The 23,655-nt window shown below is 50.4% G+C and carries 20 protein-coding genes and 2 pseudogenes; 12 read left to right on the top strand and 10 right to left on the bottom strand.

Going from position 1 to position 23,655, the window contains the following annotated elements:
* Positions 1-2 precede the first annotated feature (2 nt).
* From AC3QL0_RS03325 to gspF, 6 genes are read left to right on the top strand one after another with little or no spacing between them, the layout of a single operon-like run.
* Positions 3-977, top strand: coding sequence for a hypothetical protein (locus AC3QL0_RS03325; RefSeq protein WP_493010075.1), 975 nt, complete (start codon positions 3-5; stop codon positions 975-977).
* Entirely contained in the window at positions 974-1,561 is a 588-nt protein-coding gene (locus AC3QL0_RS03320; RefSeq protein WP_493010074.1) for a type II secretion system protein M, read from the top strand. The genes AC3QL0_RS03325 and AC3QL0_RS03320 overlap by 4 nt, the downstream gene beginning before the upstream one ends.
* Positions 1,558-2,274: a type II secretion system protein N gene (gene gspN / locus AC3QL0_RS03315; protein ID WP_493010073.1), complete on the top strand. Its 717-nt coding sequence runs from the start codon at positions 1,558-1,560 to the stop codon at positions 2,272-2,274. The genes AC3QL0_RS03320 and gspN overlap by 4 nt, the downstream gene beginning before the upstream one ends.
* A gap of 22 nt (positions 2,275-2,296) precedes the next feature.
* Positions 2,297-4,591: a type II secretion system secretin GspD gene (gene gspD, locus AC3QL0_RS03310; protein WP_493010072.1), complete on the top strand. Its 2,295-nt coding sequence runs from the start codon at positions 2,297-2,299 to the stop codon at positions 4,589-4,591.
* On the top strand, positions 4,591-6,006 hold the full coding sequence (gene gspE / locus AC3QL0_RS03305; protein ID WP_493010071.1) for a type II secretion system ATPase GspE: 1,416 nt from the start codon (positions 4,591-4,593) through the stop codon (positions 6,004-6,006). Before gspD ends, gspE begins: the two co-directional genes overlap by 1 nt.
* A 3-nt stretch (positions 6,007-6,009) precedes the next feature.
* Positions 6,010-7,212: a type II secretion system inner membrane protein GspF gene (gspF, locus tag AC3QL0_RS03300; RefSeq protein ID WP_493010070.1), complete on the top strand. Its 1,203-nt coding sequence runs from the start codon at positions 6,010-6,012 to the stop codon at positions 7,210-7,212.
* 31 nt (positions 7,213-7,243) lie between these two features.
* Here the strand turns inward: gspF and AC3QL0_RS03295 are convergent, their stop codons facing one another.
* The 9 genes and pseudogenes from AC3QL0_RS03295 to AC3QL0_RS03255 all read right to left on the bottom strand — a co-directional run bounded on the left by AC3QL0_RS03295 (position 7,244) and on the right by AC3QL0_RS03255 (position 15,248).
* The gene (locus AC3QL0_RS03295) at positions 7,244-7,744 is read right to left on the bottom strand and encodes a hypothetical protein (protein WP_493010069.1); all 501 of its coding nucleotides are present in this window, start codon (positions 7,742-7,744) and stop codon (positions 7,244-7,246) included.
* 121 nt (positions 7,745-7,865) lie between these two features.
* Entirely contained in the window at positions 7,866-10,043 is a 2,178-nt protein-coding gene (locus AC3QL0_RS03290) for a phosphocholine-specific phospholipase C (protein WP_493010068.1), read from the bottom strand.
* A gap of 21 nt (positions 10,044-10,064) precedes the next feature.
* Entirely contained in the window at positions 10,065-10,247 is a 183-nt protein-coding gene (locus tag AC3QL0_RS03285; protein WP_493010067.1) for a hypothetical protein, read from the bottom strand.
* A 9-nt stretch (positions 10,248-10,256) separates the two neighbouring features.
* Entirely contained in the window at positions 10,257-12,323 is a 2,067-nt protein-coding gene (locus AC3QL0_RS03280) for a LamG-like jellyroll fold domain-containing protein (protein ID WP_493010066.1), read from the bottom strand.
* A 177-nt stretch (positions 12,324-12,500) separates the two neighbouring features.
* Entirely contained in the window at positions 12,501-13,367 is an 867-nt protein-coding gene (locus AC3QL0_RS03275) for a LysR substrate-binding domain-containing protein (RefSeq protein ID WP_493010065.1), read from the bottom strand.
* A 252-nt stretch (positions 13,368-13,619) separates the two neighbouring features.
* A pseudogene (locus tag AC3QL0_RS03270) lies at positions 13,620-13,796 on the bottom strand (DUF2514 family protein); the annotation flags it as partial.
* Positions 13,724-14,194, bottom strand: a pseudogene (locus AC3QL0_RS03265) (P27 family phage terminase small subunit); the annotation flags it as partial. The pseudogenes AC3QL0_RS03265 and AC3QL0_RS03270, both read right to left, overlap by 73 nt.
* 114 nt (positions 14,195-14,308) lie before the next feature.
* The gene (locus tag AC3QL0_RS03260) at positions 14,309-14,683 is read right to left on the bottom strand and encodes an HNH endonuclease (RefSeq protein WP_493010064.1); all 375 of its coding nucleotides are present in this window, start codon (positions 14,681-14,683) and stop codon (positions 14,309-14,311) included.
* Positions 14,684-14,744: 61 nt separating this feature from the next.
* On the bottom strand, positions 14,745-15,248 hold the full coding sequence (locus AC3QL0_RS03255) for a hypothetical protein (protein ID WP_493010063.1): 504 nt from the start codon (positions 15,246-15,248) through the stop codon (positions 14,745-14,747).
* Positions 15,249-16,319: 1,071 nt separating this feature from the next.
* On the opposite strand from AC3QL0_RS03255, the gene AC3QL0_RS03250 reads away from it, so the two are divergent.
* The 5 genes from AC3QL0_RS03250 to AC3QL0_RS03230 all read left to right on the top strand — a co-directional run bounded on the left by AC3QL0_RS03250 (position 16,320) and on the right by AC3QL0_RS03230 (position 20,932).
* Positions 16,320-17,219: an AEC family transporter gene (locus AC3QL0_RS03250; RefSeq protein ID WP_493010062.1), complete on the top strand. Its 900-nt coding sequence runs from the start codon at positions 16,320-16,322 to the stop codon at positions 17,217-17,219.
* Between the two features lie 183 nt (positions 17,220-17,402).
* Positions 17,403-18,335, top strand: coding sequence for a bile acid:sodium symporter family protein (locus tag AC3QL0_RS03245; protein ID WP_493010061.1), 933 nt, complete (start codon positions 17,403-17,405; stop codon positions 18,333-18,335).
* Positions 18,336-18,488: 153 nt separating this feature from the next.
* Positions 18,489-19,010 (top strand): tRNA (adenosine(37)-N6)-threonylcarbamoyltransferase complex ATPase subunit type 1 TsaE, encoded by a 522-nt coding sequence (gene tsaE / locus AC3QL0_RS03240; RefSeq protein WP_493010060.1) that lies wholly within the window; start codon positions 18,489-18,491, stop codon positions 19,008-19,010.
* Positions 18,959-20,320 carry an N-acetylmuramoyl-L-alanine amidase gene (locus AC3QL0_RS03235; protein ID WP_493010059.1) on the top strand — a complete coding sequence of 454 codons (1,362 nt, stop codon included), beginning with the start codon at positions 18,959-18,961 and terminating at the stop codon, positions 20,318-20,320. The genes tsaE and AC3QL0_RS03235 overlap by 52 nt, the downstream gene beginning before the upstream one ends.
* Before the next feature lie 27 nt (positions 20,321-20,347).
* Positions 20,348-20,932 carry an HdeD family acid-resistance protein gene (locus tag AC3QL0_RS03230; RefSeq protein WP_493010058.1) on the top strand — a complete coding sequence of 195 codons (585 nt, stop codon included), beginning with the start codon at positions 20,348-20,350 and terminating at the stop codon, positions 20,930-20,932.
* A gap of 105 nt (positions 20,933-21,037) precedes the next feature.
* On the opposite strand, the gene AC3QL0_RS03225 is transcribed toward AC3QL0_RS03230, so the two are convergent.
* Positions 21,038-21,685 carry a VTT domain-containing protein gene (locus AC3QL0_RS03225; RefSeq protein WP_493010057.1) on the bottom strand — a complete coding sequence of 216 codons (648 nt, stop codon included), beginning with the start codon at positions 21,683-21,685 and terminating at the stop codon, positions 21,038-21,040.
* A gap of 92 nt (positions 21,686-21,777) precedes the next feature.
* Between AC3QL0_RS03225 and mutL the strand changes: the two genes are divergently transcribed.
* A complete protein-coding gene (gene mutL / locus AC3QL0_RS03220) occupies positions 21,778-23,652 on the top strand; it encodes a DNA mismatch repair endonuclease MutL (protein ID WP_493010056.1) in 1,875 nt (624 codons plus the stop codon).
* Positions 23,653-23,655 lie beyond the last annotated feature (3 nt).

Genomic DNA, 23,655 nt, shown 5'->3' with positions numbered 1-23,655 from the left:
TCATGCGCACCCATTTACAAATTTTGCTGCCTGAGTTGGAGCATCTCACCGTAGAAAGTGAGGTGACGTTTGCGCTGATCTACAAGCGTGAGCACATTACACGACAAGGCAACGCTACGCTTAGGCAATTGGCCCAACAGTTTGCAACGGTGCCATTTCTATTGATGGTGCATACGTTGGATACGGTGCACACCACCATTCGTATCCCTCCCGTCAAAAAAGCCCAGCAAGCCATGGCCATACAAAGCCGTTTACAGCAAATGCTGCTGGCACCACTGCAGCAACATCTGTTTTGTTATGAGCCGCTACCAGAGCACACCTTTAGTGTGGCGTGGACAGAGCGAGCACCTTTGCAAACCTTGCTACATAGTCTGCATGCGCTAGGGGTAAATCGTGTGCTGATGCAGCCTGTTTGCCTGAGCAAAACGCAGGCCAACGCCCCCACCTGCTATGTCTGGAATAAAGCGCTGGAATTAGGCGCACAACTGCAACACCACACCCCTTTTGAAAAGCGACTACGCCGTCCGCTAGGCTGGGCATTAATCGCGTTGGCGGTGCTGGTAGCCGCTCTGTATGTGCACACCCGCCAACAACGTCATGAACTGCAACAGCTACAAACTCTGGCACAGCAAGCCGTTAGTGAACGTTGGCCTCAATTACCGGTGGTGATTGCGCCCCTTAAACAAGCACAACAAGCGCTGCAAAGTGCTGGCCAACCAGATCAGTCTGTTGCGCTTAGCTTGCCGACGTTACTACAACAATCAGCCCAATGGCTGCAGCCCTTGGCCCCTGCCGTGCAATCCATAGTCTGGGACGATCACACCCTACGCATCACGCTGCAACCAGATAGCAATACGCAATCCGTAGACTCATTACTGGAACAGACTCACACACAGCTGCAAGCACAAGGATTGCAGTGGCTATATGAGCCTAAAAAAGACCCTCTTGTGCTGCAACTACAACCCTTAACACCATGAAATCGGCCTCCTCCTTACTGCAATTACGCCAGCGTCTAGATCAGCGTCTGCAACCATTACTTTCTGGCCTACAACAACAGTGGCAACGCCAAACCCCACGAGAACGGTTGCGGGCACGTGTGCTGTTATGGTGTCTGCCTTTTTTGGTGCTGGGATACGTAGCGTTTCAACTGTGGCAGCTATCACAACAACACACGCAGCAGCTACGCGTCGCGCACTACGAATTTACCCAGTTGCAAACACTACTAGGTCAGCCCACACCTACTGCAACGCCGACGGCCCAATACTCACCTACAGAGGTATACGAGGCACTGCAAAACAGTTTGCAGCCCTTTAAGAGTGAACAGGCCACACTGGTTGCCCTGCCCGATCACACGAACCGCTGGCAATTACGCCTACATCACGTACCCGCAGCGGATGTTCTGGTATGGCTGCTGCACACCCCTGCATCGCTGAACCTACACATTACGGCTACCGAGCTTTCTCGGTCACGCGTTGAAGGACGAGAACAAGCTGGCGTACTCAGTGGAAGCGTGACCGTGCAATACCAAACTCCCACTACTGAGGGAGTGTCACAATCATGACACGAATTCTTCTTATTCTTATGGCTGCCCTCGCGTTTGCAGCCGGTTTTTTGGTGGCTGCTCCCGCATCCTGGCTACACGTTTTTATGCCAGCCTTTCTACAACTCAATGTCAGTGAAGGCACTCTATGGAAAGGAAGTTCACAACTCATCGTGAATACTCAACACCCACAAGCGCTACCTTCGCGTATTCACTGGCAGTGGAACTGGACTCCGTGGCCCCAACTACAGATCAACAGCGATGACCTTGCACAACCCTTACTGCTGACTCTGAACGGTACCAGACTCAGTATTGGTCAATCGCGTTTGCAACTACCGGCCAGCCTGTTAAGTAGCGCCCATCCCTTACTGGCATCGCTGCAACCCCAAGGCAACCTTAGCCTAAGCTGGCCCACCTTCTATGCCAACTCCTCTGCAGCCATAGACCTGCAACTGCGCTGGCAAGACGCCACTGTGGCCGTCAGTTCCTTACGCCCTTTGGGCTCGTATGTACTGGACCTACAACTGGCCAAGTCGTCCTCATTGCAACTACGTACCGAACAAGGCCCGCTGCAATTGCGTGGTCAAGGCAGCTTCGGCGCCACACAACCCTGGAGTTTTACCGGGGAGGCTTACAGCAACCCAGAATATTTTGCTGCCTTACAACCGTTATTGCACCTGCTAGGCCCCGTCCAAGATGGACGTGCTGCTATTCGCCTGCAGGCTGCACATTGATCATTTGGCGTGATTTTTTGTTATGCGTATTGAACGTTTTTTCCCGTTAGCAGCATTAAGCAGCATTTTGGTACTTCAAGGCTGTAGTACCTTGTCAGAGTCAGAGTCCCGCCAGCCGTCTAGCCCGCTCACCATTCAAACCTCAAGAACCGTGGCCGCAGATGCCTACGCTCAACCTGCGGGCACACGTACAGTAGGCGATAGCTCCAGACGCCCTGTGCGCCCTGCCTCTACGTGGAAACAAGCCGCTGAAACACCTAGATTATCGGCCCCAGCCCCTATAGGGGCACAAAACCCTGGCGATACCCTGACCCTAAACTTTGTGGAAGCCGACTTAGCGCAAGTGGTACGCACCTTGGCAAGATTCACGGGCAGAAACTTCATCGTAGACCCTCGTGTACAAGGGCAGCTCACGTTAGTGTCTGAAGTACCTGTGAGCCCACAACAAGCCTACAGCATGCTATTGGGTGCGTTGCGTATGCAGGGCTTTGCTGTCGTACACAGTGAAGGCAGCAGCAAAGTGGTGCCAGAAGCAGAAGCCAAAGTGCACGCCAGTGCCGTCAGTTACTCGGCGGCAGAACTGACCAACCTCAGCGGTGAAATTGTCACGCAGGTCTTTAACCTGAACTACGAGAAAGCTGCTGATTTAGTCGCTGTGTTGCGCCCGATGGTGTCGCCCAGCAACCCCATCACCGCCTACCCCAATAACAACAGTTTGGTGATTACCGACTACGCCGACAACATTGCTCGCGTCGCCGATGTGATTGCGCGCATTGATACCTCACACAGCTTAAACACTGAGCTCATCACCATCGAACACGGTGTAGCATTGGACGTAGCGGCCTTGGCAAATCAACTGCTGAATGATGCCAATAGCGAACCCTATGCACGTACGCAAATCGTCGCTGACCCACGCACGAACTCTATCATTATCCGCGCTGGTAGTTCGTCTAGATTAGAGATGGCCAAAGACCTAATCTACAAAATCGATTCGCCTAATGCCAGACCTAACAATCTGCATGTGGTGTACCTTAAAAATGCTCAGGCCACCCATTTGGCACAGGTACTGAAAGGTGCACTAGAAGGCTTAAACCCACAAAGCTCCGCGACAGGCACGGGCATGGGATCGGCCATGCCTGCGGCAGCCCCAGCCAGTACTAATCCAGCGCCCACAGCCATCAATGCTGACACCATGCAAAATAACTTGATGGCGTCTGGCGCCCTGCCACAACCCAGCAATTTGCAGCCGGTGAGTGTTTCCGCCGGGGGCGCTACCATTCAAGCGGACCCCTCTACCAACACCTTAATTATTTCTGCTCCACCACCGCTGTATCGCAGCATACGTGAGGTGATTGATCTGCTGGATCAACGCCGCGCGCAAGTGCTGGTAGAAAGTTTAATCATTGAAGTTAACGCCGAAGATGCTGCCGAGTTTGGTATTCAGTGGATGGCAGGTGGTAGCCACTTAGGTGAAGGTGGCAGCGGCTTTGTAGGCGGCACAAACTTAGGTGGTAGCGGCGTAGGCACTACGCTGACTGGTGCCACAACATTAGATGCACTTGGCCAAGGCTTAAGCTTGGGTTTGGTAAAAGGCACCGTCAATGTACTAGGCCAAGAGATCGTCAACTTGGGAGTGCTCGCCCGTGCTTTGGAAAAAAATGGTGCGGCTAATGTCCTGTCCACACCTAACCTGCTCACCATGGATAACGAAGAAGCCAGCATTATCGTAGGCCAAACCGTACCCTTTGTGACGGGGCAATACACCACCTCGGGCGACGGTGCTAGCAACCCCTTCCAAACCATTGAGCGTGAAGACGTGGGGTTGACCTTACGCATACGCCCACAAATCTCGGAAGGCGGTACGGTCAAACTGGCCTTGTACCAAGAGGTCAGCAGCATAGATCCCAATGCCTCTATGGGTAGCTCTACCTTAGTGACTCGCAAACGTGCGCTGGAAACCAATGTGCTGGTGGATGATGGTCAAGTGATTGTGCTGGGTGGTTTGCTGGAAGACAGCACGCACGACAGCACCTCTGCCGTGCCTATTTTGGGCAACTTGCCCGTAGTAGGTAGCCTGTTTCGCTATGAAACACGTAAACGCACCAAGACCAACCTGATGATCTTCTTGCGCCCCCACATTGTGCGTGACCAGCAAGATAGCCAACGCCTGACTTTGGACCGCTACAACTACATGCGTTCTACTCAACAAGCCATGCCTTTCAACGACCTGTGGTTCAGCAACATTGGCGGCCCTAATGCCTTGCCAGACCTAGCACCGTTGCAGCAATCTCAGGTAGATTTGCGAGGCCAACAGTAATGCTACTGCCCTATAGCTGGTCTAAAACCCAACGTCTGATCCTGCGTGAGGACAATCACCAACTGCAAGCTCTGCACTGTACCGACACGCCCGACTGGGCGTTGGCCGAAGTACGTAGACGCTATAGGCAAGCTGATTTCAAACTGGTGCCTGCTCAAGAAATTGAACAGTGGTTAAACAGCTCTTACGGTCAGCAAGACAACGCAGCGGCAGTAATGGATGCCGCCAGCAACGAGATTGATCTGGACTCCCTCATGCATGAAATGCCGGAGGTGGAAGACTTGTTAGAGTCCAGCGATGATGCTCCCATCATCCGTATGATCAACGCCTTGCTGACCCAAGCCGCTAACCAAGGTGCCAGCGATATACACATAGAACCCTTTGAAAACCGTTCGGTGGTGCGCTTTCGCATAGACGGCACGCTACGCGATATTGTGCAGCCCAAGCGCGCCCTACATAACGCCTTGATCTCGCGTATCAAGATCATGGCTAAGTTGGATATTGCTGAAAAACGCCTGCCCCAAGATGGCCGTATCTCGTTACGTGTAGGGGGGCGCGCCATTGACGTGCGTGTGTCCACCTTACCCACTGGTCACGGCGAACGGGCTGTACTGCGTTTACTGGACAAGTCAGCAGGTAGGCTAGAGCTGTCCGCCTTAGGTTTGGCCCCTAGCCATTACCAGCAGTTGACCTCATTGATACGTCGCCCCCATGGCATTGTGTTGGTGACTGGCCCTACCGGTAGCGGCAAGACCACCACCTTATATGCCGCCATTGGTTGTTTAGATGCGCAAACCACCAACATTTTGACCGTAGAGGATCCTATTGAGTACGACTTGGCTGGCGTCTCGCAAACACAAGTGAACTCGCGCATTGATCTGCATTTTTCCACGGCGCTGCGCGCCATCCTGCGCCAAGACCCAGACGTCATCATGATCGGTGAAATCCGCGATTTAGAAACCGCACAAATTGCCGTGCAAGCATCGCTGACCGGACACTTGGTGTTAGCCACCTTGCACACCAACGATGCGGTATCAGCCGTCACCCGTTTGATTGATATGGGCATAGAACCGTTTTTGCTTGCCAGTACGCTACAAGGTGCTTTAGCTCAACGATTGATACGTAAGCTGTGTGAACACTGCAAAACACCTATAGATTCTGGACGTGCACAGCGCAATCCACAGGGCTGTGAGCATTGTGGGTTCACAGGCTACCGAGGCCGTACAGGCATACATGAATTGTTTGTGGTGGATGACAACTTACGTAGCCTGATTAGCCAAAACGCTGATACGCATACGTTGCGCCACCATGCACAAGAACACGGCATGCACGACTTACATCACGACGGTTTACGCTGGTTAGACAGCGGACAAACCTCGGAAGAAGAGCTACAACGCGTCACGCGAGAACACTAAGCCATGACGTACTTTCACTATCACGCCCTAGACGCTGCCGGTAAAACCATACAGGACTTCATTGAAGCTGACACGCCCGAACAAGCGCAATCGTTACTGGCGCAGCAAGGCTTGTTAGTGCTGAAACTGCGCGCCAAATCGCGCACAGGAGGTCACTCTCAGCGTTCTTTAAAACTAGGCGACCGAGAATTAAGTTGGATGACCCGCCAACTGGCTAGTTTGTTAGATGCGCAGTTGCCCTTAGAGGCGGTCTTAACTGCGGTGATAGAACAAAGCGACAGCGCGGCCACACAACAGGTGCTACGCCACATACGCCAAGAAATACGATCAGGGCAACGCCTAGGCCAAGCCTTAGGACAATTTCCACACATTTTTCCCGACATTTATCGCGCCTTGGTGGATGCTGGCGAACACTCAGGCCAGTTGGATACTGTGCTGACCAAACTGGCAGACTACATAGAAAAACGTCACCAACTACGCAATAAGCTCACCAATGCGCTGATCTACCCTGTGATCGTCAGCATTGTGTCGGTATTGATTGTGATCTTTATGCTGAGCTATGTCGTGCCGCAGGTGGTAAACGCCTTTGTACAAACCCAGAATAGCTTGCCCCCCTTAACCGTCGCGATGATTTGGTTAAGTGACTTCACCCGTGAATGGGGTGTGGTGTGTCTTATTGTTCTGAGCATGGCCGTTGTGGGTTGGCGCCTTGCCTTACGCGTGCCAGCACTACACTTAGCCTGGGATGCCAAACTGCTTAAAGCCCCCTTACTAGGGAAGTATTTACAAGGCGTGGATATTGCTCGCTTTGCGTCTACCTTAGCGATTTTGAATAGCAGTGGCGTCCCGTTATTGGCAGCCTTACAGGCTGCACAGCGCACCATACGCAATACCCACTTACAACAAGCCATCGCTCAAAGCACGCTGGCCGTACAAGAAGGCTCTAGTCTTGCCGCAGCCTTACGCCAACACCAAGGCTTTCCACCGCTATTAATACACCTAGTGCAAAGTGGTGAACGCACAGGGCAATTAGACCTCATGCTAGAACGCGCTGCCAACACGCTTTCTACCGAACTAGAGCAACGTGCCACCACCAGTACAGCCATCCTAGAACCCCTGATGATTCTATTTATGGGCGGCTTTGTAATGCTGATTGTGTTGGCAGTGATGCTGCCTATTATCGAATTGAACCAGTTGATTCAATAAACCCGTACTTGCCGCCGTCGTATCTCCCGCCTCAACACCTGCCGCCTATACGCACACTTTCTATGCCTATAGGTTGCGCTAGGGCCTTATGAATTTGTGCCGCTAATGCTCCAACCTTGGAATGGCTCGCTGCTTCGGGCAACTTATCCACATAGACCAACGCCAGCATCAACGCATCGCGTCTTTTGTGCTCGTAGCTTCTAAACAAACTCGTTGCCACGGCTACATATTTTTTATCGTCCGCCAACATATGAAATCGCTGCAACAAATCATGCTCGATGTCTGAGAGAGGTATGGGGCTTCGACGCCCTAATGCCTCTAAATACGTGATAGCAGGTTCCACAACGGCCTGTAGTAAATCATCGTAGGGATCCAACTCTGCCAGTACCTCGAGTATAGGTAACGCCGCCTCAATCTGGCCCTGCTCAACCAAACTGGACGCATCGTACATAAGGTCTTCATAAGCGTGCGCGCTCTCTATCTCATCAAGTTCGCTAATACGCACTAACTCGGCGGCAAGGTTCACGGCCACTATTTAACTCCTTTGCACAATTTCTGGTGTTTTGCCTATTATCCTTTAGCCACGCCCCCACACCAATAAAAAACGCCCATGAGAGACTCATGGGCGTTTGCCTGCATAGTGCAGCATTAGCTTAGAAATCCTGCAAAGCCAATGCCGGATCACTCACGCCGTGCTGGCCGGTTTCTACACGACCAGCAAATCTACGTACATAGCTGCTGTCAGTATCGGTAGTCACCGAGAAGTCATACCAATGACCGCTCTGTTTCAATTCCCATGCCAACTTCTGTTTCTCACCTGGGCCTACTTTTACCGCCCATGGACCATCCTCTCGGTAGAAGTTAGCTTGTACCGTAAAGGTACATGCTTCTTTACCACCGTTCATCAGTTCCACGTACGCATCGCCATTCGTGACGTCATAACACACACGAATTTCTGGGATGGCTGGATTGAAGGTCAGATTGCTCGTGTTGCCTTTGAAATGACGGTGGAAGCCGTTAGGGCCCAACACCCACAAGTCATATCGGCCCACGTTGTCTTTCACAACGTTCCATGTATCTTCCAGAGTTTTACCTGGTTCCACCATGTAGCGACGTGGCAAACGGTCCAGATTCAGCTTGTCATATACGTGGAATACCGCCGCACGTTTACCGGTATTGCTGAACATTAGCATCACACCAGCGCTGGCATCACAACGTGCACTCACATGCAGGTGATAATCCAAGGCACGTGATGGACGTACACCCACTTCTTGTGCAGGCAACTTCGTAATAGACGGACGTGGTACCTGTGCCAATGCCTGTTGAGCAGCACGAATAGAGTCCGCCTCACCTTTGGTGTAACGACCTTTCAAGAATGGCAATGGCTCATCGTTAGGTGATTTAAAGTTGAAAGCAGAGGTCAAGTCACCACATACGGCACGACGGTATGGGCTGATGTTAGGTTCCATCACCCCAAAACGCGCTTCCATAAACTTGATCACAGAGGTGTGATCAAACACTTCAGAGTTCACCCAACCGCCACGGCTCCATGGGGAAATCACATACATGGGAACACGAATACCTGGGCCATACACTTTTTTGTCTGGTGCAGGCTGGCCACCAGCGCTCACTGGTTTTTGGTGAGTGTAGTACTCGTAGCTCACATCCTGCTCTGGCAATGTGGTTTTACCCGCAAACGTTCCATCTGGGTTGTAAGACGGTGCAGACGGTGACGGTACGTGGTCAAAGTAACCATCGTTTTCGTCAAAGTTCACCAGCAATACTGTTTTGCTCCATACCTCTGGGTTTGCTGTTAACGCATCCAACACCTCTTGGGTATACCAACCACCTTGTACTGGGCTAGATGGTCCTGGGTGCTCGGAGTACGTAGCTGGCGCTACAATCCACGAAATCTGTGGCAGCTCATTGTTCAGCACATCGTCACGCAACTGCTGCAACATACCACCATCGGGCATGGTGTTCGCAATACCTTTGTACAGCGGTGCAACCGCATCGTCGTCAGGGTGGTAGGCTGGTGAGGGGTTGCCACCCACAGGCTTACCGGAGTCTTCATTGGCTTTACGGTACTGTCTAAACCCAGCCAATGGGTTATCCGTAAAGTTATCAGGCATGTTCTGATATACCTTCCAACTAATGCCTGCTTCTTCTAAACGCTCAGGGTAAGTTTTCCACTCAAAACCATCTGTGGATGGACCAATGCCATCCAGCGTATTGTTCACTACTGCTTCGTTAGAGGCCGTAGGGCCATTAGTACCTGTCCACATGAACAAACGGTTAGAGTTCGTACCGGTATGCATGGAGCAGTGATAGGCATCACACAAGGTAAATGCATTAGCCATCGCAAACTGGAAAGGCACTTCTGTTTCACGATAGAACCCCATGGAGTGCGCTTGTTTATGCTTGGCCCACTCGGTCATACGACCATGATCCCATGCTAGCTGACCATCTACCCAGCTATGCGGTGTGCCATTGACACGTTGCGCATTACCTTTGCTGCTATCTAAGTGATAAGGCGTAATTTCTTTACCGGCGCTATCATGCTGCTCCCAAACGGAACGGCCATTAGGCGCTGGAATCGTAAATCTATCCCCAAAACCACGCACACCTTTCATGGTGCCAAAGTAGTGGTCAAAGGAACGGTTTTCCTGCATCAGCACCACGATGTGCTCTACATCGTTAATCGTACCGGTACGCGAATTCGCAGGAATGGCCAATGCACGTTTAATGCTAGGCGGGAAGGTTGCCAACACACTTGCAGCAACACTGCTACCAGCCATACCACGAATAAAATTTCTTCTGGATACACTCATGACGTTTATCTTGTCCTGCAATTAAGGAGCACAGTGCATTACTGCGGCGGGTGGTTCTGGCTTTTCAGGTGTAGTAGGAGATGAGTCATCGTCATCGCTACCACCGCAAGCGGCCAATCCTATGCTGAGCGCCACCACACAAAATAGGCGGCCTACGTAACGTCCCCATGTAGCGGAACGCAAGAAATAAGTTGAGGTGTGCATAACTGACCCTTAAGGGAGCAAGGAAGAAATGGGGTAACGAGAGGCGTAAATATTTTTCACCTCATCCAGCGTTAACAGACGGTTCCACACGGCCAAATCGGTGTAGCTCTTTATGCCGGTAAAGTTGTAGTTACTGGAGTACTTGCCGGTCACGTCGTCACCAAAGCCCATCAGACCTACACCCGTACCACCAATGGCTTTCACTCGGGCATCTGCCATGGCTTTCTGGCTGTTTTGCTGACCAGCGCTAGGGTCCATCAAATAGGCGTAAAGTTGTTTGTTTTTCTTGTCCACAGCCACAGCGACGTACGCCCATTCATTAGGCGTCAAGCTAAAGCCTTGCAACTCGTCCCTACTGCCACCACCGCCTGTGTTGAAGCGCAGTTCGCAGCCACCAAACATACCAATTGCCAAACCGGGGTTATTACCGCTGTCGTAGTCTTTGTTCGCCAGAACAGAAGAACCACCGCCAATACATACACCGTCTGTTTTGAACCAAAAGCCAATCGTGAAGGCATCAACGGAAGGATCCATCGTCACATCAGCATTCGCCATGTTCAGCTTGTAACCCGCAAAACCACCTTGTTTGTATACGCCCAGATCCATCGTCAAGGCACTATTGGCACTAGGTGTTGTGGAGGGTTTGTACGGTAAATCGCTGGCATTGTTCACCCATGTGCCGCCTGGGTTAGCGGCATTCCATGGTGTGAAAGTAGATACCTGCTTCACGTCATCAGCTTTACCATTCAGGAATGGGTAATACATCACCATGCCGTTCAGCACGCTAGGATTTAGCATAGGAGGAGGCAACACCACGGTTTGCACCGCTGCTGTGCCACCTTGTGTACGAATCTCATAACGCAATGGCAACAACTCGCCCTCTGCACCGCTAGGGATCATGTAATCCACATAACGACGAGTCGTGGCATCAACGCTCGCTAACAATTGGCCTTCACGATAAATTTCCACTGGCGCGGCAAACTGATCGTCACTGTATAGCGTCCACTCCAGCACCAAGTTGTACGTGCTGAGGTTGTAGTCGTATACCAGTTTGGATAGCTGCACTGGGTTACGCAGATCGTTACCGTTAAAGGCATAGGCACCCACTGGCTGAGTCACATCCATACCCACCAACAACGTAGGCAGTACGTCCACAATAGCCGCGTGATCCAGCACACCACGCGACGCATCACCGTCTGCAATAACCGTGTCACTCACAGGAATATTGCTCAACATCCAACCCGTTTTATTACGCTCGAACTGTGCGCCCGACACCGTGCCGAACTCATCCATACCGTAGCTGTTTACCAGCACGATTTGCCACGACTCGTTCGACGCCAACGCTTCACGTTCTGCGATCAACGTCAACAAACCGTCAATATCGTTCAGCACTGTTTGTAGTTGTTTCTTGTACTGCTCAGAGCCCAAGCCGTACTTTCCTGACTGAGCCAACAAATCGGAGTATTGCGCCAAAATAAAATCAGCGCCTTCCACCACGGCTTCACGGCTTTGTGTGGTCACACAGCTATCGTTATTGGCACATTCAGACACCTCGGTAATGTCACCCTCATCTACGTTGGCTTGCAAGGTAGTGAGGTAATCCGGTGTGCTTACCACCAACGCGGTTTGCGCTTCTGGGTCAGCCTGTTTTACCCAATCAAAAATAGTGGGTGTTTTGAGTGCTGGGCCGGTGCTAGGCAGTGTCGTGCTCAGACCGTGCTCTAACGACCATGTGCCGGTTAGCAAGGATGCCCAGCTTGGCAATGCTTTTGTTTGTTGTTCTGATGAAGTACCGGCATAGCCACCACTGCGCAACGGCAACACGTCACCCAGTTCCTGCAATTTAGGATGTGCAGATAACGCAGCCTGCAACGGCTCCATCACCAAACCATCCACATGAACGACTAGTGTTTTCTTACCACCCAGAGCACCAAAATTTTGCTCAGGTGGTTTGACCGATGAATCGTCATCATCGCTACTGCCACCACACGCACTTAATAATGCTGTCAACAGCACCGTTACGGTAACTGTTCCTGCGCGCCAGCCTTTTTTCTTACGAAGAGGAACCAATTTCATGATAGAGCTTCTTTAAAATCGCCACACAACATGACAAATCCCACCCCTCTTTTGTCATGCCTATAGCAAGTGATACGTTGCACACACGTACAACCAGGAACATGTGCCAGTATCGCGAGGTGAAGTGATAGGTGAATGACAGCAACCATGCTTTTCTTGATGCATGCATTACAAAATTTACGGTGCGGTCAATTCCAAGGTGTCGACGAAGGCTTGTATCACCGCTGTTTCTTGGCGCTCTTTCAAGAAATACACGTACTCGTGCACGGGCAATGACACATCCAACAACGGGATAGTTCGTAAGTCAGGAAAAGGAGGAATTTCACGTTGGGGCAACAAGCTGCAGCCCATGTTATGGCGCAACGCCCAGTGGATGGCTTCACGGCTACCCACCTCAATGAGGGAGGCCAGTTTCACATTGTGCTGCTGCAAACTGTCCAATACGATATGGCGCGTCATCGACCCTTGTTCACGCACTAAGAAGTCATGCTTCACCAGATCGTTTAAGGACACTGACGTTTTTCTTGCTAAGGGATGGCGCGCGTGGCACACGAAGAAAAGTTGATCCTGCGCCAACACTTTGCAGCTCATGGCATCGTCTTGTATGAGTAAAGAAGACGTACCTATTTCCAGTTCGTAGTTGCGTACCGCATTCAGTATGTCTACAGAGTTTTTTTGCAGATAACAAACTTCTACCGCTGGATAACACGCTTGAAAAGCATGCACCTTTTCCATGATGTAGTACGGGCCTGTCGCCCCTACCCGTAAGCATCCACCCTGCATTTTTTTATAGTCGCGCAGCATAAACTCCACTTGCGTGGCTTGCTGCTGCAGTAAGAGCAAATGCGGCAATATTTGCTGCCCTTCCTTACTGATAACCAGCCCTTTACCTTGCCTATAAAACAGCTCAATACCGTAGCGTTGTTCTATCTGCCGTATATAGTTAGTGATGGTGGGCTGGCTAAGCGCTAGCCGTTGAGCAGCATACGTAATGCTGCCATGCTGGGCGACCAGCAAAAAAGCTTGGAATGGCAGGGAAATCATCGTTGGCACTACAAAACAGGAACACAAGGCTCAGCGCAGCGCACGCCACTCCGATGCCGTTACTGCATCATAAAAGGCCAACATGACAGAATTTAGATGATGAATAGTAAACGCTATGCTCTACGCTTTGATAGCGCTCTACTATCTAAAGTATGCGGTATAAATGGCGGCCCCAACAGGATACACACACCATTTAAAAACAATACCTACACGCCATATAATGAATAGATACCTACAATGATACCTACAAAATTAAGGAGGCAAAGAACCACTCCTTTCAGCTCTCAACCCATCATAAGAAGCCTCACAAGTTAATCCAGCGACTCTCGCTGCATCCCCATATGCTGCCAGCTCTCCAGCAACTTCGCCAATCCTGCCGAGCATGTGGGCGAGCATATCGAGAGAGGCTCCGGCTGACGGGCCTCCTTCGGCAAGGGAGGGATACTGGCGCTTTGCATCGGCAACCACTGCAACAAGTCTCGTTTTAAGTTTCTAGCAACATAAAAAATCTGGTGTGGCTGCTCATAGCCATTAGGCGTTTTTACAAAATACGCTCCATCGTTTTCTTTCATGAGCTTGGATAAGTGCTCCTCAGCCTCCACCCACCGGACAAACGTTTTACAGATGACCGTTAGCAACATTGCATCAGTCCGATGAATCAACCCACACTCATGCAGGGATTGCGTAACGTGATCCCATAGTTTTTTTTCCTTTGCAGAAAGTCGCGCTACTGTAGATGGGATCTCCGATGCTACGTTTTGAATAGACGCAACTTGCCCAGTTGCCTGATCCTTTAAACCAGGAACAACTTGAAGATGCTTACTCATATAAAAAAGGGAGGGCCTTTTGACCCCCCCTATCTAAAAAAACTGTCTCGTATAAAAGAACACTAGGCGTCTGGTGTCCGGCATAAGCCCTGTAGAGATTTACCCTCCCCCCGCCTAACGCCCTGATCTAGCCTCTTGAGCCTCTTTTTGTGTTTTCTTTTTGTGGCATTCACTGTTAATAGCCCGCAAATTCTGCGGTGAATCGTCCAAACGACCACGCTTATCTCGTTTATTACTAATGTGATCCACTTCATTTGCAGGTAAAGGCACTAATCTTTGCCCGCAATCCTCACACTGACACAACCAGCCATCACGATTTAATACGAACAATCTAACTCTGCGCCACGGCCTACCACCTCGCCCTTTACCTGTTCTCTCTGATTGCCACGTCACCACCTTGTCCTGATGCTTGGCGCAATACCCATTGCCGCCATACACAAGAGCAGAGCAGCCTGTGCTACGACAAGGCTTAGGAGCTGCTGTTGCCATACCTTTACACCCATAAAAAAAGCCCCGATAAAATCAGGGCTTACCTATCCAATACAACGAACTACTCAACAGTAAACATTAAAGGGGTTAGCTTCGCTGTAAACACTAAAGGGGGTAGCTTCGCTGTAGACGTATCAAAGAAAAATGCTTTTCTAAACGGCTTATCTTTTGCCCCAGTCCATAAATTCGATGCTTCCTCAATCGCCTCTGATGTTTCAATTAAATCCGGCTGGATAGTGCGCATCATAGCTATGGTCAAACACATCATGTCCTCAAGCGCCTGCTGATTCCTATCTGCACTTACAGCCTCTATCGACTCTACCTGATCACCATCTCGCCTGACCACAACGTCAATAGAGGTTTTATTCTTAATCGTAAAGAACCACCCTCTATCACCTATAGGCTGATCAACCTCAAACCTCAAGCCACTACACTGCGGAACTTCATTTAAATGCGCTCTCAGGCTTTCGCCCAATCCATCGACCTTTAACAACATCGCAGATGCTACAGCTGGTGTCATTCCTCCAACAAGCGCGACTGCCGCTAGAAACTTTAACTTTGACATATCCACTCCATTGAAAAATGCAGTATATGCCAGCAACCACAAACATCACTAATGAGCCCAGCACATCGGGGGAGCACACCGAGTAGGAGGAAGCGGGAACAAAGGAACAAAAAAGCCCAGTGCGCAATGCGACTGGGCTCATTGGTAATGTCTGTAGACACTAAAACCGCGACAGGTTAGCACATATTAGCCTATCCGGTATAAGTAACGAAATTGTTTTTATTGTGGTGCAGGTCTTTGATTCTAAAAAAGAAAATCCGTCCAACCGTCTAACCTCTATTTATGGTTAGACGTATAGGTTAGACGTGTATAAGTTATTGATTTTATTACTTCTGTCTAACCGTCTAACCTTAATCATTAAAATTAAACAAAATAGTTAATAGAGATAAAACGCTACGTCTACGCGCACGTATGCGCACGCGCCTGCGGGCGCGCACATGAGACAGGTTAGGAGGTTAGACAAGTATATGTTTCATAAGGGATTTACCCGTCTAACCTGTCGCGTCCAACCTAACGTATAGGTTAGACGGCGGCCGCAGCAAGAGCCCACTACTGCCCTTTTCGGGTTACGTGCAGCACTAGCCACACTTCCCCATCGCTGGAACAGAAGCGGATCAATCACAACCGAACCGATATGTTTATCAAAAACAGCCACTAAGGCTCTCCATTAACACTTAGACCCCGCAATAGATGGCGGCCCCAACAGGAATCGAACCTGTAATCTTCCCTTCGTACCACTACAGTTTTCACTGCCCTGCATTGCGCAGGTTTGTAGTCTGGACTCTATCTTAGCCATAGCAAAAATGCCGTAGGCTGCGCCTGTCGAGTCTCTACACGTTCCTCTTTAGAGGCTTCGCTCGGTATTGCCGCGTTTACACAGGGGGTTCACCGAATTTAAGCGCATTCACTGCAAGACTTTCGCCTATGCGTGCCCAATTTTGTTTAGGAGGGGAAAGTTATATCCATTTAACTATGGAGCCACAGCCCAAAATTATAAAGACAATAGGCTGGTACGGGCAAATGAAAATAGCGTAATCTAACAGATTGCGCGACCAGCCTAGACTTTCCACCATGTTCGATACTTTTCTACTGATACTGCCTGACTTCCTATTGATCGCACTTGGCGCCCTATTGCGGCACCGTCTAGGCTTTCAAGGTGAGTTTTTCAGTTACGCTGAAAAGCTGGTGTACTACGTGCTGTTCCCCGCGCTGCTGTTCTACTCTATTAGTCAGACCTCACTGCAAGGCGACGAAACCCTCTTACTGCTAGCCGCCGTACTGTGCTTAACCGCTGTAGGTGCTGGAGCCGCGTGGTTAGCTAAACCCATTTTGAAATGCGATGGCTTACAACATGCCTCGCTACAACAGTGCGCCTTTCGCTTTAATACCTATTTGGCCTTGTCCTTAGCCTCTGCTTTGGCTGGCCCCAACGGTGTAGCGATTATGGCCGTGTTTGTAGGTTTGTCTGTACCTATAGTGAATGTCTTGGCCGTGCATGCACTGGCCCGCAATAGTAATCGCAACCCGTACAAAGAAATTCTGGCTAACCCACTCATTATTGCGACCGTCTTAGGCTTGGCCTTTAGCTTGCTGGATATTTCCATGCCCAAACCCATTAACACCGCGTTAAGCCGTTTAGGAGCATGCGCATTGGCCATTGGTTTGCTGTGTGTGGGGGCGACGATTTCCATTAAGGCACTGCACGGTGCCCAACGTTTGGTGGGTTGGATTATTGCTGTCAAACTGCTGATTGTGCCCATTTCTGCGGTATTCATTAGCAAGTTGCTGGCGCTATCCCCACTAGAAACACAAATGCTGATTCTTTTTGCAGCCTTGCCTACGGCCTCATCAGCTCACGTTCTAGCCGCTCGCATGGGCGGTAAAGGCGACTTGGTTGCCACCACCATGTCGTTAGGCACACTGTTGGCGGCACTGACACTTCCTCTTTGGATTCAATTTTCTTTATCATGATGGTTGCTACCACACAGATTCATCATCACATGGAATCTGCTACACCGTGACGCTGGCAACGACTGTTTCCACCTTTGACACTGATGCGCCAGTCGTCACTCACAGTCAAAAGCTGTTTTTATAGCAATCATCATGTGGCTTTTTAAAAGCACTCTTCTGCTTACTTAACTGTTTACGATTCCCATGCGTTTCCTCAATCTATTTTCAGAGTTCATTGGCAAAACCTTTGCCATCTGGACCTTATTATTTGCCTTGTTGGGGTTCTTCTCCCCCCAACTATTCGTCCCGTTGAAAGACTTAATCGTCTATTTTCTAGGGATCATCATGTTCGGCATGGGCCTGACACTGACGGTAAAAGACTTTTCGGAGGTAGTAAAAAAACCTCTGCAAGTTCTGCTAGGTGTATGCGCTCAATTTATTATCATGCCGCTGCTGGCTCTGGCACTGGTTAAGCTGTTTAATATTGACCCGCTGTTAGCGCTGGGTGTGGTACTGGTAGGCTCTTGCCCTGGCGGTACCTCTAGCAACGTGATCACCTACCTGTCTCGTGGTGATGTGGCATTGAGCGTAACCATTACCAGCATTACGACATTGCTGGCCCCGTTCATGACACCACTATTGCTGAAACTGTTGGCCGCTGAAAGCATTGACGTATCTTTCTACGCCATGATGATGTCCATCATTAACTTTGTGATTGTGCCTATTGCTCTGGGGTTAGTGGTGCGTTTGCTGTTAGGGGCTCGCGTCTCTGCTATCACACCTGTTTTGCCTATAGTATCGGTAGCTGGCATTGTGATGATCGTGGCAATCGTTGTGGCCCTGAACAACGCTCGTTTGCAAGAAACTGGCCTGCTAATCATCGGTATTGTCATTTTGCATAACACCTTTGGCTATCTCTTTGGATACATCGTTGCGCGCATCATGGGGCTGGGCTTAGCACAGCGTAAAGCTATCGCTATTGAAGTTGGTATGCAAAATAGTGGCTTAGGCGCCGCCTTGGCAAGCAAACACTTTGATCCTATTGTGGCCGTTCCTAGCGCGTTGTTCAGCGTTTGGCACAACATAAGTGGTGCGATTCTGGCTAACTTCTTCGCGAAAATGTCGGATAAAAAATAGATCACATCACGCTACTGTGCTCTATACATAGCTAGTCCTGAACACAGCGCAGACCAGTACGAGTAATCTCATGGCAACCTCATTGTCATTAGGTACACTCTTGGCTGCGCTACCATTGCCTTTCTGGACCCTGTTTTCTCTTTCTTTATTGTCATGACTACACACTCTGCCCCTTTGCTTAGTCTTAGCCTCTATGCTGCTGACGAATCCGTCACCCAGCAAGTGGCCGAATGGCTGTCGCCGTTGGTGTGCTCCGCTAACGATAATGGTGGCCACATACACCTTATTGGTGACTTAGGCGCAGGAAAAACCAGTTTCACGCGTGCATTTTTGCGACATGAAGGTGTAACTGGACGTATCAAAAGCCCAAGTTATGGTCTAGTAGAAAGCTATAATCTTTCTAGCTTAAAGGCGTATCATCTTGATTTTTATCGTTTTAGCGATAGCCGAGAATGGTTAGATGCGGGTTTTCGTGATATGCTTGAAGAAAATGCTGTTGTGCTCATTGAATGGCCTGATCAAGCAGGTGCGTTGTTACCCACTCCCGACCTAACGATCACGTTTGACTATTGCGAACCGGGCAGGCAGATCAATCTCTCGGCCTACAGCAAGAAGGGGCAATCATGGCTAGAACTGATCAAAACAAAAATTCAGAATTTACCACCCAGAGCATAAACCGCCGACGCTTGCTGGCGTCCGCGTCCTCATTAATTCTCTTACCCATCATTCCACGCGTAGCCCACGCCAGTGCCATTGTTGCGGTGCGTACTTGGCCTGCTGACGACTACACACGCGTCACGCTGGAAATGGATACCGAATTAAAGGCTGAACACTTCACACTAGAAAACCCGCATCGTATGGTGATAGACATTGAAGGTCTCACCATGAATAGCACGCTGCAAGAACTGGTGTCCAAAGTTCGCCCTAACGACCCCTACATCTCCACCATTCGTATCGCCCAAAACCGCGATAACGTGGTGCGTCTGGTAATGGATCTTAAACAACCCATTGCCCCACAGCTGTTTACACTTAAACCGGTAGGTGAGTACAAATACCGCTTAGTGGTAGACCTGTACCCACGTGTAGCGGCCGATCCTCTGTTGGCATTGCAACAGTTTGACGATAACGACCCATTGGCCGGTGTACTAGAAAGCTTGGCACAAAACCAACCAGTGGTTCCGCCACCGTCCGTGCAAGGCCAAGAAGTACCTCGTATTGCTCAACCCACAACGCCACCGCCCACTACAACGGTACCTCGCGTCAATCAGGCACCTGGCCGCAACCGCCCTGTACTGATTGCTCTAGATCCTGGTCATGGTGGCGAAGATCCGGGTGCGATTGGGCCAGGTGGCACACGCGAAAAAGACGTAGTGCTGCAAATTGCCCAGCGCTTGAAGCGTTTGATTGATGCGCAGCCCAATATGCGTGCCTACCTCACTCGCGACAGAGACTTTTTCGTACCGCTAGGTGTACGGGTACAAAAAGCTCGTCGTGTGAAGGCCGACCTCTTTATCTCTATTCACGCTGATGCGTGGATCAAGCCCTCTGCTCGGGGTTCGTCCATCTATGCATTGTCCCAAAACGGGGCAACCAGTACTGCTGCCCGTTGGCTGGCCGATAAAGAAAACCAAGCCGACTTAGTGGGCGGGGTCAATATCGGTGGCCAAAGCCGTCAGGTGGCTGAGGTGCTGCTAGATTTGTCCACCTCTGCACAGATTAACGACTCTGTACGTGTGGGTTCTGGCATTCTCTCCGAGATTGGTAAAATCAACCAACTGCACAAACGTCAGGTAGAGCGCGCTGGTTTCGCTGTGCTGAAAGCACCGGATATTCCATCTATCCTCATTGAAACCGCCTTCATTAGTAACCCTAACGAAGAGCGTTTGCTGCGCAGTGCTGGTCACCAAGACAAATTAGCTCAAGCGATGCTGTCTGGCATCAACGACTATTTTTCATCTGGCGTCGCCTTGGCAAACCACGGCTAACCTTTTTGCATACCATCGGAGATTTATATGAGCACTGAACCTGTTCAGCCGCAGCACACACCTCCTAACCCTAATGACCTGATCAAGGCATGGAAGTCACAATTGCGCCCAGGTTGGTTGATGGGTTTGGGTGCCGCATTTGTGGTGTTGGGTCTAATTGCGTTTATCTACGTGGTAGGTGCTACCTTGGCTAGCGTGCTGTTTATTGGCGTGCTTATGGCCATTGGTGGTTCATTGCAAATCGTGCATGCATGGAGCTGCAAAAACTGGCGCTCTTTCTTGTTCTGGTCATTAAGTGGCTTGCTGTATTTGGTAGCCGGTGTGATTGCTATCCTAAATCCATTAGTAGGTGCAGAAGTTCTGACCCTAGTTTTTGGTGCTTCGCTAATCGCTTCTGGTTTCTTCCGCCTGTGGGTATGGCTACAAAACCGCACACAAGCAGGCGGTGGCTGGATTGCATGGTCAGGTTTGCTAACCCTGGTTGTAGGCCTGATTATTGCTGCTGGTTGGCCTACCAACAGCTTATGGGTACTAGGTTTAATTCTATCCGTAGACTTACTGTTCCAAGGCTGGAGCATGCTGCTGTTGGGTATGGCTCTGAAACGCCAATAAGCACGTAGTCTCATACAACTTGCCCCCATTTCTGTACCGCAACGCGGCAAGAAATGGGGGCAAAGTCTTTTTAACTCTAGCTATGCCTTAGGCCAATAGCCTGTTTTATTTCTGCTGTTTCTCTGTGCCACGTCGCACAAGCTTCCAAACCAAACCGCCTGCTACGGGTACTGCTGCCGCACTAATACCAATCAGCACAATGGTATTTAAATGATCTTTAATGAACGGAACGTTACCGAAGAAGTAACCTGCCGCGATCAAGCCCACAATCCACAAGAAGGCGCCCAAACTGTTATACAACTGGAATAGTGCTTGGTTCATGCTACCCACACCAGCCACAAACGGAGCAAAGGTACGGAACACGGGCAAGAATCTAGACAACACCAAGGTTTTGCCACCGTGCTTGGCATAGAAGGCTTGTGTTTTTACCAAGGCTTTACGGTCTAAGAAACGGGACTCCGTCGTGAATACTTTAGGCCCTATGTAGCGTCCTATGTAAAAGTTCACCGTATTACCCAACCACGCAGCCACTACTAGCAAGCCACCCAGCATGACCGGATCCAACATGCCTGAAGCGCCAAACGCACCCGCAATAAACAGCAGCGAATCCCCAGGAAGGAAAGGGAAAACCACCAAACCAGTTTCAGCAAATATAATAAGGAACAGGATTAGATAAATCCACGCACCATATTGCTCTACCCAGAGCCCTAGCGTTTGATCTATCTGCAAAATCATCGTCAGTATTTCAGGCATCGTTATCCAACGTCGTACTATATTTTGGGAACACCAGACTATACAACACGTTAACGCCAAAATACGTACCCTCTCACTACAAATTACAGAATATGCAAGTTCGTCACTCTATCGCCGCCCTGCCTGATCTGTTGGTAAGCCAGATTGCCGCAGGTGAAGTTATTGAGCGCCCTGCATCCGTACTCAAAGAGTTGCTGGAAAATGCCCTAGACGCAGGCTCCAGCAACATCGAAGTACGTTTAGAAGGAGGCGGTATACGCCGCATAGCAGTTACCGACGATGGGCATGGTATTCCCCCCGAAGAATTAGCCTTGGCATTCACACGCCATGCCACCAGCAAAATCCGTAGCCTGTCCGAACTAGAGGCTGTAGCCTCTATGGGGTTCAGGGGGGAGGCACTGGCCTCTATCGCCTCAGTTGCGCGCACGGCACTGCGCTCACGTACGGCAGATGCTGCTCATGCATGGGAACTAGAGGGTCAAAACCAGCAGCATCCCGAAGCCGCCAGCGGTAATTTGGGTACCACGGTAGATGTACGCCAATTGTTTGACCACATCCCAGCCCGCCGCAAATTCTTACGTACTGAAAACACCGAATACGGCCACTGCGTCACAGCCTTAGAGCGTATTGCTCTGGCACGACCTGACATTAGCTTTAGACTGTTTCATAACGACAAAGCCACGCGTCACTGGCGCAGCGGCTCTATCGAACAACGCATTCTGGATGTATTAGGCGAAGAATTCGTCAGCCAAAGCATTAACATTGGCCAAACCCAAGGTTTGATCTCGCTGCACGGCCTAATCATTCGCCCTGCACATGCACGCAGCCGTACAGATCAGCAGTTTCTATACGTGAATGGTCGCTTTATACGCGACAGATTAGTCAGCAGCGCAATACGACAAGCCTATTCCGACGTATTACATGGCGATAGACAGCCCTCGTATGCGTTGTATTTGAACGTAGACCCCAATACTGTGGATGTGAACGTACACCCCGCAAAACATGAAGTACGTTTCCGCGAATCAGGGGCTGTGTATAAGTTTATTGTGCAAACATTGGGGGCCGCTCTGGCACAAAGCCAAGCGGAACATCAAACACATTCTATGGATGAGGCCGCTCCGTCGGTCATGTCATTCCCTGCCGCCACGTCACCTACGTACGTAGCCGGTGGCGCATCTGCAAGCTCTACACCTACCGCACCCTTGCAGCCTAGCTATAGACATCAAGGCCGCTTTGATCTGCAACAGAGCACCCAACAAGGCGAACAGTGGCAAAAGCTTTATGCTCCGTTACCTGAGCACACGCCCCCACCCGCGTTGTCTGAGCCAGTATCTACCGTTGGCGCAACCTTACCAGCCTCTGAACCAGGCTCTGCTGCAGAGGAACTACCCCTGGGTATAGCAATCGCCCAGTTGCACGGCATTTATATTTTGTCGCAGACTCAGCACGGCATGATTCTGGTGGATATGCACGCCGCTCATGAGCGCGTGGTGTACGAGCAGCTTAAACAAGCGATGGATGCGCGCGATCTGCCCTGCCAAGAATTACTGGTACCCATCGTATTCCAAGCCTCTGAAACTGATATGGCTTTGGTGGAAAATCATCAAGAAGCCTTGCAAGAACTAGGACTAAAAATCAGCCCTGCTGGCCCTACTGCCTTAGCCGTGCGCGCAGTACCTGCCTTACTAGCACGAGGTGATATTGAAGCCCTAGCCCGCCACGTTTTGCAAGACCTGAACAATATAGGCAGTTCAGCACAGTTGACTCAACAACGTAACGAACTGCTCGCGACGATGGCCTGCCACGGTGCTATACGCGCAAACCGCCGCCTAACACTGGACGAAATGAACGCTTTACTACGCCGCATGGAACACACCGACAGAGCTGATCTGTGTAACCACGGCCGCCCAACTTGGTTTTACTGGTCCATCGCTGATTTGGACAAACTTTTCCTGCGTGGACAATAAAAC

The sequence above is a fragment of the Paenalcaligenes sp. GW821-LYS-B07-1 genome, from assembly GCF_058803365.1.
The sequence above is the reverse complement of the archived record's forward strand: the minus strand, read 5'-3'. Positions and strand labels throughout refer to the sequence as shown.

Coding starts and splice junctions, on each gene's coding strand:
- AC3QL0_RS03255 (WP_493010063.1), bottom strand. CDS start 15,248: ATGTCAAAGTTAAAGTTTCTAGCGGCAGTCGCGCTTGTTGGAGGAATG.
- AC3QL0_RS03325 (WP_493010075.1), top strand. CDS start 3: ATGCGCACCCATTTACAAATTTTGCTGCCTGAGTTGGAGCATCTCACC.
- AC3QL0_RS03230 (WP_493010058.1), top strand. CDS start 20,348: ATGAGCACTGAACCTGTTCAGCCGCAGCACACACCTCCTAACCCTAAT.
- gspF (WP_493010070.1), top strand. CDS start 6,010: ATGACGTACTTTCACTATCACGCCCTAGACGCTGCCGGTAAAACCATA.
- AC3QL0_RS03235 (WP_493010059.1), top strand. CDS start 18,959: ATGGCTAGAACTGATCAAAACAAAAATTCAGAATTTACCACCCAGAGC.
- AC3QL0_RS03275 (WP_493010065.1), bottom strand. CDS start 13,367: ATGATTTCCCTGCCATTCCAAGCTTTTTTGCTGGTCGCCCAGCATGGC.
- AC3QL0_RS03285 (WP_493010067.1), bottom strand. CDS start 10,247: ATGCACACCTCAACTTATTTCTTGCGTTCCGCTACATGGGGACGTTAC.
- gspE (WP_493010071.1), top strand. CDS start 4,591: ATGCTACTGCCCTATAGCTGGTCTAAAACCCAACGTCTGATCCTGCGT.
- AC3QL0_RS03260 (WP_493010064.1), bottom strand. CDS start 14,683: ATGGCAACAGCAGCTCCTAAGCCTTGTCGTAGCACAGGCTGCTCTGCT.
- AC3QL0_RS03245 (WP_493010061.1), top strand. CDS start 17,403: ATGCGTTTCCTCAATCTATTTTCAGAGTTCATTGGCAAAACCTTTGCC.
- AC3QL0_RS03225 (WP_493010057.1), bottom strand. CDS start 21,685: ATGCCTGAAATACTGACGATGATTTTGCAGATAGATCAAACGCTAGGG.
- gspD (WP_493010072.1), top strand. CDS start 2,297: ATGCGTATTGAACGTTTTTTCCCGTTAGCAGCATTAAGCAGCATTTTG.
- mutL (WP_493010056.1), top strand. CDS start 21,778: ATGCAAGTTCGTCACTCTATCGCCGCCCTGCCTGATCTGTTGGTAAGC.
- AC3QL0_RS03290 (WP_493010068.1), bottom strand. CDS start 10,043: ATGAGTGTATCCAGAAGAAATTTTATTCGTGGTATGGCTGGTAGCAGT.
- tsaE (WP_493010060.1), top strand. CDS start 18,489: ATGACTACACACTCTGCCCCTTTGCTTAGTCTTAGCCTCTATGCTGCT.
- AC3QL0_RS03280 (WP_493010066.1), bottom strand. CDS start 12,323: ATGAAATTGGTTCCTCTTCGTAAGAAAAAAGGCTGGCGCGCAGGAACA.
- AC3QL0_RS03320 (WP_493010074.1), top strand. CDS start 974: ATGAAATCGGCCTCCTCCTTACTGCAATTACGCCAGCGTCTAGATCAG.
- gspN (WP_493010073.1), top strand. CDS start 1,558: ATGACACGAATTCTTCTTATTCTTATGGCTGCCCTCGCGTTTGCAGCC.
- AC3QL0_RS03250 (WP_493010062.1), top strand. CDS start 16,320: ATGTTCGATACTTTTCTACTGATACTGCCTGACTTCCTATTGATCGCA.